We start from the raw sequence: 16022 nt of genomic DNA, 5'->3' as shown, positions 1-16022 counted from the left end.
CGTTTGGCGTGGCGGGACCGTCCCCTACTGCACGCGCGTCGCCGTCTCCGGCACGGGGGCCGCCTTGGCGATGAGCGGACAGGTCAGGGTGCGGTGCAGCGCGCCTACCAGATCCTCGAGCGATTGCGCGCTCAGGTAATGCCCCCCGGTGAAGGCCGACAGGCATCCCGGCGAGGTCTTGTAGAGGTCCTGACCGGGCTCGTAGCCGCCGAAGCGGAAGCCGATCACGTGCACCGTCAGGTCCGCGCCCTCCGCCGCTAGCTGTTCGGCGACGCGGCAGACGGACGACCCGCAGGTATCGCGCCCGTCGGTCACGAGGACGACCACCGCAGGCTCGTCGCGGAACGACATCGCCTCGGCGGCCAGTTCGACCGCGCGGGCGAGCGGCGTGTCGCCCAACGGGCTGAGCGCGTCGATCTCGGCTTGGATCTGCAGGCGCTGATGCGGTTCCGGCGCGAGCCGGACCTGGAAGTTCTCGCAGAACCCCAGCGTGCCGGGGCCGTAGGTCAGAAGCCCCACCGGGCGTTCATCCGGGACCATCGGCAGGACCTGCCGAAGGGCGCTTTGCGCTTCCGCGATGCGCGTGGGCGAATCCGTCCCTCCGACGGCTTGCGCCATGGAGCCGGAGGCATCGAAGACGATCATTGCATCCTCGTAACAGCCTGCGGCGGCGGTTGTGGTCATCAACGACAGGGCAAGCGTGCCCGAGACCAAGGATCGAAACATGGGCTATGCCTCCATGGGTGATCCTCCCTGATCAAGGCATGACACAGACCGGTGAAAAGTTCCTGAAGCGGGCGGCCGCTGCGCGGGCAAGGTCGGGCGCACAATGCGGAATGCCCGCAAAACAGGCGCAAATGGCGTCAATTTGTGCAAAATTGTAGGAGTTTTTAGCCCGGATGACGCCACCCGGCGCTTGCATCGCGTCCATAGACGTTGCAGCCGAGCGTTGCGCGCAACGCCCCCACCAGCTCCCCGACCGTCTCGGCAGAGACGTATTTGCCGCCGGTGCGGTCGGCAAGGCAGCGGGCGACGGTCTCCGCCTCCTCGTATTGGTTGCCCTGGCTGTCCCAACTGAAGAAATCGCCCCGCACCTTGTAGCCGATGACATGCACGGTCAGATCGGCGGCATCCGCGGCCAGCTCGGCGGCCAGTTGGCAGGGCGTGCCGCCGCAGGTTTCCTTGCCGTCGGTCACCAGCACGATGGCGCCCGGACGTTCCCGATATTGCAGCACCTCGGCCGCCTGCGCGATGGCGGCGGTCAGGGGCGTGTCGCCGGCGGGCAGCAGCCGGTCCACCGCGGCGATGATCGGCGCGGCGGCCTGCCATTGCGGCGCGAAGCGGGTATCGACGCTTTGACAGGAAGCGCCCGGCTCTCCCGTCCGGCCCGGCCCGTAGATCACGAGGCCCAGCCGGCGCGCCTCGGCGATGCCGGGCACCGCCTCGCGCACCGCGCGGCGGGCCTCGAAGATGCGTGGCTCGTCGAGCTGGTTGAACCCGGTCTCGGCCATCGACCCCGAGCCGTCGAAGACGATCATCGCATCCTCGGTACAAAGCTCGCTGGCCGCGCCGGGCATGGCGAGGGCGATCCCGAGCCCGGCGGCTATCGCGGCGTCGCGCAGGCAGCTTCGTGTCATCGGGGTCCCTCCTTCGGCGGCCGCCCTTGCGGCCTGCGGGAAATATAGCGCGCCCCGGGGGTCCGGGCGAGCGTGGGCGCGTCCGGTGCCACGGCAGCCACCGCGCTTGTGTCGCTGGCCATTCGCACTAACCTGCGTGTCAGGACACAGGCGGGGAGAGGAAAGATGAAGAAGCTGCAGGTGCAGGGCGTGCACCACATCACGATCACCGGCGCGGACCGGCAGACCTCGATCGATTTCTGGGAAGGGGTGCTCGGCATGCCCTTCATCTTCGATCAGCCCAATCTCGACGATCCCGACGAAGGCCATCTCTATTTCGATCCAGGCGACGGGCGGCTCATCACCATCTTCACCAATGAAAAGCGCAAACCGGTGCACAACCGCACGCCCACCGATCCGGGCTGCGTGCATCACCTCGCGCTGAACGTCTCGAAGGCGGTGTGGAGCCAGGTCGTCACGCGGCTCGACGAGCGGGGCATCCCGCATTCGGGGCCGAAGGACCGCGGCTTCATGGATTCGATCTACTTCAAGGACCCGCTGGGTTTCCTGATCGAACTGGCCTGCTACCGGTTCGAGCCGCCGATGGGCTGTTCCCATGCGGACGTGATGATCGAGGCGCACCGCATCCGCGTCGCGCGCGGCGATTACAACATCGCCGAAGTGCATCTCGCCGACGCCATCGAGCTTCTGGTCGAGCGGCGGCAGCAGACGCTTTCGGACGATCGCGGGCCGAAGGATCCCTACGCACGGTGAGACCGCGGGCGGGACCGCGTCTCGAACCGGACCGGTCGCGACAAAAGCGCACCACGTGACTGGCTCTGGCAAGGGCCGGTCCGGCGGGGTGGCGCAGCAACGATCATTGTCAGCGCTTCGTCTCACCGGATCTTTGCGTCACCCGTGGGGTGCGCCCACGTCACCAAGGCGGCAATCCGGTGGGGCCGGATCGGCCCTGGAGCGCGGTGGCTGCACGCCGCGTTGAGTCCGCGCTCCGGATGCGAAGATCAGACCGTCTTCAAGTGCCGCTCGACCCACGGCGCGCGATCACTCACCAAAACCAAGCTCGGCCAGGATCGCCGCGCGGTCCTCGTCGCGAAGCGGCGCGGCGGCAGGAGGGGAGGTCCGGCCGGCAAAGCGCGGTGCAGCGGACGGAACACCGTCCGACCAGACCCCGCGCGCGGCCATATGCGGGTCCGCCGCCGCCTCGGCGGGCGACAGAACCGGGGCGACGCAGGCATCGGTGCCTTCGAACAGCGCGGCCCAATGGCTGCGGGTCTTTTCCGCGAAGACCGCCGCCAGCCGCGCGGACTGATCGGACCATTGCGCGGGATCGTATTGCGCGGCGAAGGCCGGGGCGTCCGACAGACCCATCCGAGCGAGAAACAGCGCGTAGAACTGCGGCTCGAGGCATTGCACCGACACGTGCCCGCCGCAGGCGCAGGCATAGCAGCGCGACCAATGCGGCCCGTCGAGCAGCGACGCGCCCCGCGCGGTCTGCGAAAACATCGGGCCCATGGACACGAGCAGCGACATCATATGCGCGGCCCCGTCGACGATGGCCGCATCGACCACCGTGCCCTCCCCCGTGCGCCCCGCCTGCAGAAGCCCCGCGAGCATGCCCGCCACGAGATAATGCGCGCCGCCGCCGATATCGCCGAGCATGGTGGGCGGCACGCCCGGCACGTCACCGGGCAGGCCCGCATAGAACAGCGCGCCCGACAGGCTCAGGTAATTCAGATCATGCCCCGCCTCCTGCGCACGCGGCCCGGTCTGGCCCCAGCCGGTCATGCGCCCGTAGACGAGAGCCGGGTTCAGCGCCTGCATCGCGTCGGGTCCGAAGCCCAGCCGCTCCATCACGCCGGGGCGGAAGCCTTCGATCAGCCCGTCGGCGCGGGCGATCAGCGCGCGGGCAATGGCGGCGTCCTCGGGCGCCTTGAGGTCCAGCGCGATGGACCGCTTGCCCCGGTCGAGCAGCGACCGGGCGGCCTGCGCGGGATGGGTGCCGCCGCCCTTGCGGTGCAGCACGGTGACCTCGGCGCCCAGCTCGGCCAGCATCATGGCGGCGAAGGGCGCTGGCCCCAGCCCTTCGAACTCGACGATCCGTATTCCGTCCAGCATGACGCGCCCTCCCCTGACTGCCCGGGTTCCAGCGTGACCGGACGCTGCGTCGCGGGCAAGCGGGCGCCCGGGGTATTTTGCTGCCGGGCCGCACGCATTATGTCACGTCCATGAGCGCCCTTCCCGCCCCCCTGCAAGACTGGTTCGACGCCCGCGGCTGGCAGATGCATCCGCATCAGGCGGCGATGCTCGACCGCGCCAATGCGCCCGCGCTCATGCTCATCGCGCCCACGGGCGGCGGCAAGACGCTGGCGGGGTTCTTGCCGACGCTGGCGGAGCTGGGCGCCGCGCCCGCGCCGGGGCTGCACACGCTCTATGTCAGCCCGCTCAAGGCGCTCGCCGCCGATATCAAGCGCAACCTCTCGACCCCCATCGCGGAGGCGGGTCTGAAGATCCGCGTCGAGGACCGCACCGGCGACACGCCCGCGAGCCGCAAGAAGCGCCAGCGGGCCGATCCGCCGCATATCCTCCTGACCACGCCCGAAAGCCTCGCGCTGCTGACCTCCTATGAAGACGCGCCGCGCATATTCGCAGGCCTTCAGCGGGTCATCATCGACGAGACCCACGCGCTGGCCGAGAGCAAGCGCGGCGACCAGCTGATGCTTGCGCTGGCGCGGCTGCAGACGCTCTGCCCGACGCTGCGGCGCGTGGGACTTTCGGCGACGGTGGACGACCCGCAAGCGGTGGCGCGGCTGATGGCGCGGCACCCGGACCCCTGCGAAATCCTCGAGGCTGATCCCGGCCCCGATCCCGACATCTCCATGCTGGTGACCGAAGAGGCCCCGCCCTGGTCCGGCGGCGGCGCGAAATACGCCATCCCGGCGGTGCTGGAGGCGGTGAAGCAGCACCGCACCACGCTCATCTTCCACAATACCCGCGCGCAGGCGGAGATCTTCTTTCACAACCTGTGGCTTGCGAACGAGGACGGCCTGCCCATCGGCATCCATCACGGCAGCCTCGACCGCGGGCAGCGCGAACGCGTCGAGGCGGCGATGGTCGCGGGGCAATTGCGCGCCATCGTCTGCACGGGCAGCCTCGATCTCGGCATCGACTGGGGCGATGTGGACCTGGTGATCCAGGTCGGCGCGCCCAAGAACGTCAAGCGGCTGGTGCAGCGGATCGGGCGGGCGAACCACCGCTACAACGCGCCCTCGAAGGCGCTTCTGGTGCCGGCGAACCGTTTCGAGGTGGTGGAATGCGTGGCGGCCCTCGAGGCGGTGCGCGCCCGCGATCTCGACGGGGAGCCGCGCGGGCCGGGTCCGCGCGACGTGCTGTGCCAGCATATCCTGATCGCGGCGGCCGCCGGGCCCTTCGATGCGGACATGCTCTTCGCCGAGATGAACGCGGCAGGGCCCTATGCGGGCCTGACGCGCGCCCAGTTCGATGCCTGCCTCGATTTCTGCGCCACGGGCGGCTACGCGCTCAGGGCCTATGACCAATGGCAGCGCATCCGGCAGCGCGAAGACGGGCTGTGGGAGCTGCGCGATCCGCGCTCGGCGGTCCGCATCCGGCAGAATATCGGCACGATCCAGGACACCGACACGCTGAAGGTGAAGATGCGCGGGCGCGGCGGCAAACCGCTGGGCGACGTCGAGGAAGGCTTCGCCGCCTCGCTGACCAAGGGCGACACCTTCCTGATCGGCGGCAGGATCGTGCGCTACGAGGGCCTGCGCGAGATGGTCGTCGAGGTCAGCCGCGAGGCCACCCGCAAGCCCAAGATCGCGACCTTCATGGGCACCAAGTTCGCCACCTCGACGCAGCTGTCCTCGCGCATCGTACGGATGTTCCAGCAAGACGACTGGCCGGAGCTGCCCGATCACACCGCCGATTGGCTGCGGCTGCAGCGCGACGTCTCGCGCCTGCCCGAGCCGGGGCGGCTGCTGATCGAGAGCTTCCCCCATGACGGGCGCGAGCAGCTCGTGGTCTACGGTTTTGCCGGGCGCAACGCGATGCAAACGCTGGGGCTCCTGCTGACCAAGCGGATGGAGGAGGAGGGCCTCGCGCCGATGGGCTTCGTCTCGACCGATTACGCGACGCTGATCTGGGGGCTCGACGCGGTGACCGATCCCCGCCCGCTCTTCGATCTGGAGCGGCTGGAGGAGGGCCTCGAGGGCTGGCTGCAGGGCAACGCGGTGATGAAGCGGACCTTCCGGGCCTCGGCCACCATCGCCGGACTGATCGAGCGGCAGGTCGGCGGGCAGCGCAAGACCGGGCGGCAGGCGACGATGTCCTCGGACATCCTCTATGACACGCTGGTGAAATACGACCCCGACCACCTGATGCTGCAGATCACCCGCGAGGAGGCGATGCGCGGCCTCGTGGATTTCGCCCGCATCCGCGAGATGTGCGCGCGGGTGGGCGACCGGATGGACCTGGTGCGGCTGACGCGCGTGACGCCGCTGGCCGCGCCGCTCTTTCTGGAGCCCGGGCGCGTGCCGATCCGGGGCGATGCGGATGACCGGCTCATCGAGGAAGAGATCACACGGCTTCTGGACGAGAGCGGGCTGGCGCAGGTCGACGCGCCCGCGCGGCCGGTCTGGCGGGTGCCCTACTGAGAAGCGCTCATTCGCCCTTGCGGGCGGCTTCGCCGATGACCTAAGAACAAGCCATGAACACCCATGCGTTCACCTTCTGCGACGCCGCACTTCTGGCGCTGCCCTCGGGCGCGCTCCACTGGCCGGACGAGCGGCTGCTGGTGGTCTCCGACCTGCATCTGGGCAAGGCGGCGCGGCCCGTCGCGGGGGGCGGTGCGCTGCTGCCGCCCTATGACACGCAGGAAACGCTGTCCCGGCTCGACCGGGATCTGGAGGCCACGGGCGCGCGCGCGGTGATCTGCCTTGGCGACAGTTTCGACAGCGTCGCGGCGGGGGCCGCGCTCAGCGAGGACGAGACGCTCTGGATCACGCGGCTGCAGGCCGGGCGGCGCTGGCTCTGGATCGAGGGCAACCACGATCCCGGCCCGGTGGGCATCGGCGGCGCGCATGCCCGCCAGCATCGGCTCGGCCCGCTGACCTTCCGCCATATCGCCACGCCCGGCGCGCGGGGCGAAGTGTCGGGGCATTATCACCCCAAGGCGCGGCTGGCGCTGCGCGGGCGGGCGATCACGCGGGCCTGTTTCCTGACCGACGAGGCGCGGCTGATCCTGCCCGCCTATGGCGCCTATACCGGCGGGCTGCATACGAGCCATGCCACCCTGCGCGGGCTGATGGCGCAGGACGCGCAGGCCATCCTGACCGGCCAGCGCCCGATGGCGATCCCGATGCCGCGCTAGGGCCTTGCGCCCGGGCACCGCACATGGCTTGCTGCGCGCCATGACCGACAGCCGCATCCGCGCCAGTTTCGCCCGCCAGAGCATGATGACGAGCCTCGGGGCGGAGCTGATCGCCATCGCCGAAGGCGCGGTCGAGATCGGCGCGCCCATCGGCGCGGATTTCCTGCAGCAACAGGGCTTCGCCCATGCCGGGCTGACCTTCGCGCTGGGGGATTCGGCCGCGGGCTATTCCGCCCTGTCGCTGCTGCCCGAGGACCGCGAGGTGGTGACCTCCGAGATCGGCATCCACCTGCTGGCGCCCGCGCGGGGTAACCGGCTGATCGCGCGCGGACGGGTGGTGAAGCCGGGACGGCGGCTGATCGTGGTGGCCTCGGACGTCTATGCAGTGTCGGAGGGGCGGGAGGTCCATGTGGCCACGCTGCAGGGCACTATGGTACCGGTGCCCGTCGCTTGAAGACGCGCCTCGGCGCGCCCCTACCGCCCCAGTGCCAGCGTCAGGTCCCGCAGCCGCGCGCAGAGATCGCGGCCGCCGGGGGCCAGCGTCTCGAGCGCATCGGGATCGAGCGGGTGGCCGACGATGGGCGCCTGCGGCTTGCGGCAGGCCGCCACCACCTCGTGCAGCAGCAGCCCCTGCCGCAGGGTGGGCGAGACGCGGTTGGCGATCTGGTAGGCGCGCGAGTTCTGCCCCGGGAAGCGGATCGGCACGACGGTCGCGCCGGAGCGCTGGATCATCTTCGCGGTGAACGGGTTCCAGTCCCGCTCGATCGCCGGCCCGAAGGCCCGATCCGACGAGGCCACGACACCCGAGGGGAACACCGCGATGAGCCCGCCCGCCGACAGGTGATCCATCGCCTCGGCGCGCATCTTCAGGCTTTGCTGGCGCGCATCGGGTTCATGCGGGAACGGCACCGGGATCATGAAATGCGCGACTTCGTCCACGCCGGTCAGAAGCGACCGGGTGAGGATGCGGTAATCCTCCCGCCGCCGCCCGATGATCTCCGCAAGGACCATGCCGTCGACGAGGCCGTGGGGATGGTTGGCCACCACCACCACGGGGCCGGTGGCCGGAATGCGGGCAATCTCGCGCGCGGGGGTCTCGATGTCGATGCCCATGATCTCGAGCGCGCGCGCCCAGAAGGCCTGCCCCTCGACAAGGCCCAGCCGTTCGAACCGGCGCACCATGCGCAGCAGGGCGAGCTTGCCGGTCATCCACTCCATCGCCCGAATTGTGTTGGCCTTCCACGGGTTGGTGAAGGTGTTGGCGTAGCTGAGCTTGCGCTTGTCATAGGGCGCCTGGACCGGGGTCACCTCGGTCGGGGTCTCGGAGGTGGCGTGCGAGCCGGTGGTGGGGGGCAGGGATTCCGGGCGCATCTCAGCGGCCCTCGCCGAAGCGGTCCGCGACGAGCTTCTCGATCGCGTCGGCCAGGGCTCCGGCCTCCGGGCCGCGGGTCTCCACCTCGATGGAATTGCCCTTCGCGGCGGCCAGCATCAACAGCCCCATGATGCTGTCGCCCGAGGCCTGCATGCCGTCGCGGAAGACCTCGGCATCGGCATCAAATTCCTCGACCACCTCGACGAAGCGGGCCGAGGCGCGCGCGTGCAGACCCTTTTCGTTGACGATCTGCAATTCGCGGCGGATGGCCTCTGTCATGTCGCGTTCACTCCGGCACCGCCATTCATCCCGATTGCAGCACGGCGACGCTGCCGGGCTCGATGTTCTGGCTGTCAATGTATTTCCGCCCCGCCTCCCGCGCGATGCGCACGGCGTCGGGCACGGCCAGATGACGCGATTTCGCGAGCTTGATCAACAAGGGCAGGTTGGCGCCGTAGAGAATGCGCCGGTTGTCGGGCTGGCAGGCCCGCAGCGACAGGTTCGAGGGCGAGCCGCCGAACATGTCGGTGACCAGCACGACGCCCTGCCCCTCATCCACCGCGTCGGCGGCGTCGCAGATTTCGCGCTGCTTGGCCGCCCGGTCATGCTCGGGGGCGATCGCGATGGCGCGGATGCCCTGCTGCGCGCCCATCACGTGCTCGATGGCCGCGAGGTATTCCCGCGCCAATCCGCCATGCGCCACAATGACGATACCGATCAAAGCCGACTTCCGTCCTTTCCGCCGTCCGCGAGGCCGTCCCCGGCGGCCATCACTCCCCGCCGCTCCAACTCGCGATGTCTAGTTGACACCTGCCAGCCCGACTGCGCAAGAGCGCCCGCAAGGCTTTCTGTCACTGTAACCGAACGGTGTTGCCCCCCGGTACACCCGATGCCGATGGTCACATGCGTCTTGCCCTCGGCCCGCTGCGCCGGCAGCAGGAAGAGCAGGAGCTCGCTGATCCGCGCGAGGAACGGCGCGAAGCGCTCGTCGCGGGCGACATAGTCCTGCACCCGCGCCGACAGCCCGGTGTCGCGGCGCAAGGCAGGCTCCCAATGCGGATTGGCGAGGAAGCGGCAATCGAAGATCATGTCCGCCCCCGCGGGCAGCCCGCGCTTGTAGGAGAACGAGACAAGGCTGACGACGAGCTGCGCGGCCTCGGGTGCTGCGAAATCCTGCGCCAGGCGCGCGCGCAGGTCGTGCGGGGTCAGCCCCGAAGTTTCGATCAGGTAATCCGCGGTCTCGCGGAGCGGCGCCAGCAGCGCCAGTTCCTGGCGGATGCCCTCCTCGGGCTCCCCGTCGGGATTGAGCGGGTGCCGCCGCCGCGTCTCCGAGAACCGGCGCAGCAGCGTCTCGGCGTTGCAATCGACATAGATTAGGCTCAGCGCGATATCGGCGCGGTCGCGCAGCGCCTGCACAAGATCGAGAAGCGCCGGCACGGCGAAATCGCGGTTGCGCGCGTCGATGCCCAGCGCCATGCCCCCCGGCGGCACCGGCCCTTCCAGCAACCGCGGGACCAGCGACAGCGGCATGTTGTCGATCGCCTCGAGGCCGAAATCCTCCAGCGCGTTGATCGCGGTCGTGCGCCCGGCGCCCGAGGGGCCGGTGACGAGAAGGATGTTGTGGCGGGTGTCGGTCATGGCAGGATCGCGGGCGCGGCAGGGGGGGAAAGGTGTCCTGCCCGGAAGATAGGACCTCTGCGGGCGGGCGGGAGTCCGCCCAGCGTTTTCGTGAAGGCAGGCCTGCGGTTAGAGCCGGGGCCGCGCCGCGTCCGATGCGCGATCATGCGGCGCGCCCACCCTGCAGATATTGCCGGATCGCCGCGGCAAAGCCGGGATCCGGGATTTTGTGCAGGAGCGGCAGGGCGCATCCCAGAATGGTTTCGGTGCGGTGCGGCGGCAGGCGGTCGGTCTCGGTACGGTCGAGATCGGCGATCAGCGCGAGCGGTACATCGTCCGACACCTCGGCGCGGAGCAGGCCCACGTGGCGCGCCTCGATGAGGCCCCGGATCGCCTCCGGCGCGCGGGCGCGGACCTGGCCCCCGGCCCGCCGCAGGATCGTCCGGTCATCGGCGACGAGCGTCGCGCCGCAGGCCATCAGCTCCAGCGCGAGGGTGGACTTGCCGCTGCCCGAGGCGCCGCGGATCAGGCAGGCCCGACCCGCGAACGCGACGCAGGAGGCATGCACGGTGAACTCCGGCGCTTCGGTCACGTCCCCGGCGGCGCCCGTCGCCGCAGCGGGGGCGTCACCGGGATCGGAGGGCGGCTGCTGCGCGGGATCGCTGGCGGGGCCGGGCGTGGGGGTGGCCTCACGGCGTCCGGACGATGCCGGATGCGCGCCCTGCTCCGGCGGGTCGCTCTTGCCTGCCACGGATCAGATCGGCAGGCCGACGACGAAGCGCGCGCCGAGGGGCTCCGAGGAGATGTCGGCCTCGGTCGGGCGGATGTTCTCGGCCCAGATGACGCCGCCATGGGCCTCCACGATCTGCTTCGAGATGGCGAGGCCGAGGCCGGAATTGTTGCCGAAATCGCCTTCGGGCCGTTGCGAGTAGAAGCGCTTGAAGATCTTGGTGAGCGCCTGGTCGGGGATGCCGGGACCGGTATCTTCGACCACGACGAGCACGCGATTGTCACGTTTGCGCGCCCAGACACGGATCGCGTCGCCGTCTTCGCAGAACGAGACCGCGTTGGTGATGAGGTTGACGAAGACCTGCGCGAGCCGCGCCTCGAGGCCCTGGATCGCGATGGGCTGCCGCGGCAGATCGGTGATGAACTCGATGCCCTTCTTGCGCGCATCCTCGCCGAGATATTGCGTCAGATTGTCGAGCATTTCCAGAAGGTTGAACTCCTGCTCCTCCTCCTTCACCAGCTCGGAATCGAGCCGCGAGGCGTTGGAGATGTCCGAGACGAGCCGGTCGAGGCGGCGCACGTCATGTTCGATCACGTCCAGAAGCTTGCCGCGATGCTCTTCCTTCTTGACGATGCGGAGCGATCCTATGGCGGAGCGCAGCGAGGCCAGCGGGTTCTTGATCTCGTGCGCGACATCGGCCGCGAACTGCTCGTTGCTGTCGATGCGGTCGTAGAGCGCGCCGACCATGCCGCGCAAGGCGCCCGACAGGCGGCCGATCTCGTCGGGGCGCGCGGTCAGGTCGGGGATGCGGATGCGCCCCGGCTGGCTCGACCGCTTGTTGCGGTCGCGGCCGATCTCGGCGGCATCGGCCAGATCGGAAATCGGGTTGGCGATGGTCGAGGCCAGAACCAGGCTGAGCCCGATCGACACCAGCGTGGCGATCAGGAACATCTGCAGCACCCGTTCGCGTTCGAGCCGGACGGCGATGTCGATCTCGGAGGCGACCGCGACGAGGCCCAGCGTGCCGTGCTGCGTCTCCGCATGGCGGATCGGGGTCAGGGCGGTGAACAGCGTCTCGCCGGCGGGCGAGGAGGTCTGGACCACATGGGTCTTGCCGGCCTCGAGCGTCTCGATCAGCTGGCGCAGACGGTCTTCCTCGGATTGCGGCGGATCGCCGGCCAGCATGGTGAAGACGCCCGACAGCATCTGCCAGGCCCGGCCGAGGAAATCCGAGATCACGGTAGGCTGTTCGGTTTCGGTGTCGGTGGCGAAGGAATTGCTGAGCGCCAGCGCGCCGGTGCGGTCGCCGACGAGGAACTTCTCGCTGTCGAAGACCAGAACGCGCGTGCCGCTGCGCAGGTCAAGCCCCTGCAGCGTCGTCGCCACGTCGACCCCCGACGCCGATCCGAGCGGCGCTGCCGGCATGTCGCCGATCTGCGCCTCGAAGACGTCGGCCACCAGCTCCACCTCGGCCTCCATGGCCGATGCGCGCTGGATCGCCAGCGTGTCGCGGGAGGAATTGAGATAGAGGATGCCCGCCACGAGAACGTTGAGCGCGATCAGGTTGAAGGTGATGATCTTGCGCGTCAGCGGCGAGCGGTTGAGCGAAAACATGCCGCGCCGCGCGCGGCTTTCGCGCAGCTCCTTCTCGACGGTGGCATCGGGCGCGACCCAATCGTCGCCCAGCACGACGTCGTCGTCGCGCCTTGTGTCGCGCACGTCGTTCTCCGCCATCCCAATCCGTTCGGCCATGGCCATCAGGGCTTACTCTTCGTTGTAGCGGTACCCGATGCCGTAGAGGGTCTCGATCGCCGAGAAATCGTCGTCGACCGACCGCATCTTCTTGCGCAACCGCTTGATGTGGCTGTCGATCGTGCGGTCGTCCACGTAGACCTGATCGTCATAGGCTACGTCCATCAGCTGGTCGCGCGACTTCACGAAACCGGGGCGCTGCGCCAGCGCCTGCAACAGCAGGAATTCGGTCACGGTCAGCGACACGTCGCGGCCCTTCCACGTCACCGAATGGCGCAGGGGATCCATCGTGAGCGAGCCGCGCGTCATCAGCTTGGTCTCTTCGGTGTCGCCGACGGCATTGGTGGCCACGGCTTCCTGACGGCGCAGCAGCGCGCGGATGCGTTCCACAAGAAGCCGCTGCGAGAACGGCTTCTTGACGTAATCGTCCGCGCCCATGCGCAGGCCCAGCACCTCGTCGATCTCGTCGTCCTTCGAGGTCAGGAAGATCACCGGCATCTTGGATTTCTGCCGCACCCGCTGCAGCAGGTCCATGCCATCCATGCGGGGCATCTTGATGTCGAACACCGCCATGTCCGGCAGCTTCTTGTTGAACGCGTCCAGGGCAGCCTGCCCGTCGTTATACGTCTCGACCTCGAAACCTTCTGCCTCGAGCGTCATCGACACCGAGGTCAGAATATTCCTGTCATCGTCCACCAGGGCGATCTTGCTCATAGGAGGTGTCCTCACACTACTCATGTTATATTTTTTTCCTCACTATGCGGGTTTTCGCCCTTTCCGACAATTCCTATCTGCGAATCACCCCAAGCGCTTTCTTCATTTTGCCGTATTTTCCGTAACCAGCGGCTTAATCGCCACGGTGGCCCGGCATCAATCAGCCGGCCGCGCAATATGATTGCGCTAACCTCCACTTGGTTGCGCTAACTGCACCGATGGGTGCTGGCCCGGCGCAAAAAACCCATGCTATGCCCGTAGAGCCTGTCGCCGTCGGCGCAGGCTCGCCGCGTGCCACCTATCCGCCGCGCCGATCTATTTCGCACCAAACCGCGCATCGGCGGAGGAGCCAGAGACATGACATTCGGACGGGTAAATCCAAACTTTCGCCTTGAGGATCAGGGGATCGAGGGGCTCGGCAATGTCTATTACAACCAGATCGAGCCCGCGCTGATCGACGCCGCCCTGCGCCGCGACGAAGGCACGCTGGGCAAGGGGGGCGCCTTCCTTGTCACCACCGGCAAGTTCACCGGCCGGTCGCCGAAGGACAAGCACGTGGTCAAGACGCCCTCGGTCGAGGATGGCATCTGGTGGGAGAACAACGCCGAGATGTCGCCCGAGGGCTTCGACGCGCTCTATGCGGACATGCTGGAGCACATGAAGGGCCGCGATTACTTCGTGCAGGACCTCTTCGGCGGCGCCGATCCCACGCATCAGCTCAATGTGCGCGTGGTCACCGAACTGGCGTGGCACGGCCTCTTCATCCGCCACATGCTGCGCCGCCCGGACCGCGAGAGCCTGAACGACTTCACCGCGGATTTCACCATCATCAACTGCCCGAGCTTCAAGGCCGATCCGGCCAAGCACGGCTGCCGTTCGGAGACGGTGATCGCGCTCAACTTCGACCGCAAGCTGATCCTGATCGCGAACACCGAGTATGCGGGCGAGAACAAGAAATCCGTGTTCACGCTGCTGAACTACCTTTTGCCCGAGAAAGGCGTGATGCCGATGCATTGCTCGGCGAACCACGCCAAGGGCAACCCGGTGGACACCGCGATCTTCTTCGGGCTGTCGGGCACCGGCAAGACCACGCTGTCGGCCGATCCCGACCGGGTCCTGATCGGCGACGACGAGCATGGCTGGTCCGAGCGCGGCACCTTCAACTTCGAAGGCGGCTGCTACGCCAAGACCATCAACCTGTCCGAAGAGGCCGAGCCCGAGATCTACGCCACCACCGAGAAATTCGGCACGGTGATCGAGAACATGGTGTTCGACCCCGAGACGCTCGATCTCGATTTCGACGATGACAGCCTGACGGCGAACATGCGCTGCGCCTACCCGCTGGACTACATCTCGAACGCCTCGAAGACCGCGCTTGGCGGGCATCCCAAGAACATCGTGATGCTGACCTGCGACGCCTTCGGCGTGCTGCCTCCCATCGCGCGGCTGACGCCGGCGCAGGCCATGTACCACTTCCTGTCGGGCTTCACCGCCAAGGTCGCGGGCACCGAGCGGGGCGTGACCGAGCCGCAGCCCACCTTCTCCACCTGCTTCGGTGCGCCCTTCATGCCGCGCCGTCCCGAGGTCTACGGGAACCTGCTGCGCGAGAAGATCGCCAAGCACGGCGCGACCTGCTGGCTGGTCAATACCGGCTGGACCGGCGGCGCCTACGGGCAAGGCTCGCGGATGCCGATCCGGGCGACCCGGTCGCTGCTCTCCGCGGCGCTCGAGGGGCGGCTGTCGAACGCGGAATTCCGCAAGGACGCGAATTTCGGCTTCGAAGTGCCGGTGAAGGTCGAGGGCGTGGCGGAGCTGCTCCTGAACCCGCGGCGCACCTGGGACGACAAGGAGGCCTACGACGCGCAGGCCGCCAAGCTGGTGCAGATGTTCGCCGACAATTTCGAGCAATACCTGCCCTTCATCGACGACGATGTGAAGGCGGTGGCGATCGGCTGATCCCGTCTTTGCGGTAAACGGAATGCGCGGGGCCCCGGATGCCGATCCGGGGCCTTGTCGCGTTTTGGAGGCCTCTTCCGGGCGAATGGGCGGGGAACGCATCGCGCCGTTCGATATAACGAGCATTCCGGCCCGCCAGAGGGCTGCGCGCCGCATTCCAGCGACGGACTGGCCGATACATGCCGCAAGAAGGCGGCGTTCGGGCCCTTGGGCGCAGGACCGCTCGGACAGCTCGACACCCCCTGACCCGCGCAGGCCGATCTCCGCGCGCGTTAACCTTTCATTCACCACGACGATTGACTTCGCCGCCCCCTGCGGCACCATCCCCTCATGCGCTGGTTCCTCGCCCTTCTCGCCACCACGAGCACCGTCTCCGCCGAGGCGCTGCTTTACGATCCCGGCAAGCTTGCGCTCGAGCAGGGGGTGTTCTGCAACGTCCCCACGACGGGCGAGATCGCGGCCCCCGGCACCGCTGCCGGCAAGATCGAGCTTTTCGCGACCATTCCCGATTTCCAGTGGCAGACGAACGTGGTCCCCGCCGCGCCGAACGTGTCCTTCGGGATCAAGACCGACGCGATCGACGGCACGCTTTACGACGACGTGATCCTCACGCTGACCCATCCGCCCTTCATCGGCAGCGGGGTCGAGGAACAGGCTTACGTGACCGATCTCGGCGGGGTCTCGACCTCGCTCAACGCCTATACGTTCGACTTGCCCGAGGAACGTGTGCCCGGCGAATGGGTGTTCCGGGCGGTCCGCGGCGACGAGGTCCTCTACGAGGCGCGGTTCACCGTGGTGCCGCGCAGCATGGCGCCCGAGATCGCCGCCGCCTGCGAAGGCATGCCGCTGTCCTGACCG

16 protein-coding genes are annotated in these 16022 nt (G+C 68.2%); 6 read left to right on the top strand and 10 right to left on the bottom strand.

Going from position 1 to position 16022, the window contains the following annotated elements; translation table 11 throughout:
• Positions 1-24: 24 nt before the first annotated feature.
• Together BW990_RS03375 and BW990_RS03370 are read right to left on the bottom strand one after the other, a co-directional pair.
• The gene (locus tag BW990_RS03375) at positions 25-726 is read right to left on the bottom strand and encodes a vWA domain-containing protein (RefSeq protein ID WP_076444951.1); all 702 of its coding nucleotides are present in this window, start codon (positions 724-726) and stop codon (positions 25-27) included.
• A gap of 164 nt (positions 727-890) precedes the next feature.
• Positions 891-1637, bottom strand: a complete 747-nt coding sequence (locus BW990_RS03370) for a vWA domain-containing protein (protein ID WP_076444949.1) — start codon at positions 1635-1637, stop codon at positions 891-893.
• Between the two features lie 165 nt (positions 1638-1802).
• Here BW990_RS03370 and BW990_RS03365 point away from each other — a divergent pair, with 165 nt between their 5' ends.
• Positions 1803-2390 (top strand): VOC family protein, encoded by a 588-nt coding sequence (locus BW990_RS03365; RefSeq protein WP_076444947.1) that lies wholly within the window; start codon positions 1803-1805, stop codon positions 2388-2390.
• 288 nt (positions 2391-2678) lie between these two features.
• Here the strand turns inward: BW990_RS03365 and BW990_RS03360 are convergent, their stop codons facing one another.
• On the bottom strand, positions 2679-3752 hold the full coding sequence (locus BW990_RS03360; RefSeq protein ID WP_076444945.1) for a CaiB/BaiF CoA transferase family protein: 1074 nt from the start codon (positions 3750-3752) through the stop codon (positions 2679-2681).
• Positions 3753-3862: 110 nt separating this feature from the next.
• Here BW990_RS03360 and BW990_RS03355 point away from each other — a divergent pair, with 110 nt between their 5' ends.
• From BW990_RS03355 to BW990_RS03345, 3 genes are read left to right on the top strand one after another with little or no spacing between them, the layout of a single operon-like run.
• Positions 3863-6307, top strand: coding sequence for a ligase-associated DNA damage response DEXH box helicase (locus tag BW990_RS03355; protein ID WP_076445167.1), 2445 nt, complete (start codon positions 3863-3865; stop codon positions 6305-6307).
• Between the two features lie 53 nt (positions 6308-6360).
• A complete protein-coding gene (pdeM, locus tag BW990_RS03350) occupies positions 6361-7023 on the top strand; it encodes a ligase-associated DNA damage response endonuclease PdeM (RefSeq protein WP_076444943.1) in 663 nt (220 codons plus the stop codon).
• Positions 7024-7063: 40 nt separating this feature from the next.
• A complete protein-coding gene (locus BW990_RS03345; protein WP_076445165.1) occupies positions 7064-7477 on the top strand; it encodes a PaaI family thioesterase in 414 nt (137 codons plus the stop codon).
• 20 nt (positions 7478-7497) lie between these two features.
• Here the strand turns inward: BW990_RS03345 and BW990_RS03340 are convergent, their stop codons facing one another.
• The 7 genes from BW990_RS03340 to BW990_RS03310 all read right to left on the bottom strand — a co-directional run bounded on the left by BW990_RS03340 (position 7498) and on the right by BW990_RS03310 (position 13208).
• Complete coding sequence (locus BW990_RS03340; RefSeq protein WP_083950447.1) at positions 7498-8394, bottom strand: lysophospholipid acyltransferase family protein; 897 nt, start codon at positions 8392-8394, stop codon at positions 7498-7500.
• 1 nt (position 8395) lies between these two features.
• Positions 8396-8674: an HPr family phosphocarrier protein gene (locus BW990_RS03335; RefSeq protein ID WP_076444940.1), complete on the bottom strand. Its 279-nt coding sequence runs from the start codon at positions 8672-8674 to the stop codon at positions 8396-8398.
• Positions 8675-8699: 25 nt separating this feature from the next.
• The gene (locus BW990_RS03330) at positions 8700-9116 is read right to left on the bottom strand and encodes a PTS sugar transporter subunit IIA (RefSeq protein WP_076444938.1); all 417 of its coding nucleotides are present in this window, start codon (positions 9114-9116) and stop codon (positions 8700-8702) included.
• Positions 9113-10033, bottom strand: coding sequence for an RNase adapter RapZ (gene rapZ / locus BW990_RS03325; RefSeq protein WP_076444936.1), 921 nt, complete (start codon positions 10031-10033; stop codon positions 9113-9115). The genes BW990_RS03330 and rapZ overlap by 4 nt, the downstream gene beginning before the upstream one ends.
• 142 nt (positions 10034-10175) lie before the next feature.
• A complete protein-coding gene (locus tag BW990_RS03320) occupies positions 10176-10763 on the bottom strand; it encodes an HPr kinase/phosphorylase (RefSeq protein WP_327213827.1) in 588 nt (195 codons plus the stop codon).
• A 3-nt stretch (positions 10764-10766) separates the two neighbouring features.
• Complete coding sequence (locus BW990_RS03315; protein WP_076444934.1) at positions 10767-12500, bottom strand: sensor histidine kinase; 1734 nt, start codon at positions 12498-12500, stop codon at positions 10767-10769.
• 6 nt (positions 12501-12506) lie between these two features.
• Positions 12507-13208 (bottom strand): response regulator transcription factor, encoded by a 702-nt coding sequence (locus BW990_RS03310; protein WP_076444932.1) that lies wholly within the window; start codon positions 13206-13208, stop codon positions 12507-12509.
• 357 nt (positions 13209-13565) lie between these two features.
• Between BW990_RS03310 and BW990_RS03305 the strand changes: the two genes are divergently transcribed.
• Complete coding sequence (locus tag BW990_RS03305) at positions 13566-15164, top strand: phosphoenolpyruvate carboxykinase (RefSeq protein ID WP_076444930.1); 1599 nt, start codon at positions 13566-13568, stop codon at positions 15162-15164.
• Between the two features lie 330 nt (positions 15165-15494).
• Positions 15495-16019 carry a DUF3859 domain-containing protein gene (locus tag BW990_RS03300; RefSeq protein ID WP_076444928.1) on the top strand — a complete coding sequence of 175 codons (525 nt, stop codon included), beginning with the start codon at positions 15495-15497 and terminating at the stop codon, positions 16017-16019.
• The last annotated feature ends 3 nt before the right edge of the window (positions 16020-16022 follow it).

Source organism: Roseivivax lentus, from assembly GCF_900156805.1.
Taxonomy (GTDB): domain Bacteria; phylum Pseudomonadota; class Alphaproteobacteria; order Rhodobacterales; family Rhodobacteraceae; genus Roseivivax; species Roseivivax lentus.
Note: the sequence above shows the minus strand (reverse complement) of the source record. Positions and strands in the feature narration are given on the sequence as shown.

Excerpts from the sequence above, each read along its gene's own strand:
- BW990_RS03365 (WP_076444947.1), top strand. The coding sequence starts at position 1,803 with ATGAAGAAGCTGCAGGTGCAGGGCGTGCACCACATCACGATCACCGGC.
- BW990_RS03300 (WP_076444928.1), top strand. The coding sequence starts at position 15,495 with ATGCGCTGGTTCCTCGCCCTTCTCGCCACCACGAGCACCGTCTCCGCC.
- BW990_RS03310 (WP_076444932.1), bottom strand. The coding sequence starts at position 13,208 with ATGAGCAAGATCGCCCTGGTGGACGATGACAGGAATATTCTGACCTCG.
- BW990_RS03340 (WP_083950447.1), bottom strand. The coding sequence starts at position 8,394 with ATGCGCCCGGAATCCCTGCCCCCCACCACCGGCTCGCACGCCACCTCC.
- BW990_RS03355 (WP_076445167.1), top strand. The coding sequence starts at position 3,863 with ATGAGCGCCCTTCCCGCCCCCCTGCAAGACTGGTTCGACGCCCGCGGC.
- BW990_RS03360 (WP_076444945.1), bottom strand. The coding sequence starts at position 3,752 with ATGCTGGACGGAATACGGATCGTCGAGTTCGAAGGGCTGGGGCCAGCG.
- pdeM (WP_076444943.1), top strand. The coding sequence starts at position 6,361 with ATGAACACCCATGCGTTCACCTTCTGCGACGCCGCACTTCTGGCGCTG.
- BW990_RS03335 (WP_076444940.1), bottom strand. The coding sequence starts at position 8,674 with ATGACAGAGGCCATCCGCCGCGAATTGCAGATCGTCAACGAAAAGGGT.
- BW990_RS03370 (WP_076444949.1), bottom strand. The coding sequence starts at position 1,637 with ATGACACGAAGCTGCCTGCGCGACGCCGCGATAGCCGCCGGGCTCGGG.
- BW990_RS03305 (WP_076444930.1), top strand. The coding sequence starts at position 13,566 with ATGACATTCGGACGGGTAAATCCAAACTTTCGCCTTGAGGATCAGGGG.
- rapZ (WP_076444936.1), bottom strand. The coding sequence starts at position 10,033 with ATGACCGACACCCGCCACAACATCCTTCTCGTCACCGGCCCCTCGGGC.
- BW990_RS03315 (WP_076444934.1), bottom strand. The coding sequence starts at position 12,500 with ATGGCCATGGCCGAACGGATTGGGATGGCGGAGAACGACGTGCGCGAC.
- BW990_RS03345 (WP_076445165.1), top strand. The coding sequence starts at position 7,064 with ATGACCGACAGCCGCATCCGCGCCAGTTTCGCCCGCCAGAGCATGATG.
- BW990_RS03375 (WP_076444951.1), bottom strand. The coding sequence starts at position 726 with ATGTTTCGATCCTTGGTCTCGGGCACGCTTGCCCTGTCGTTGATGACC.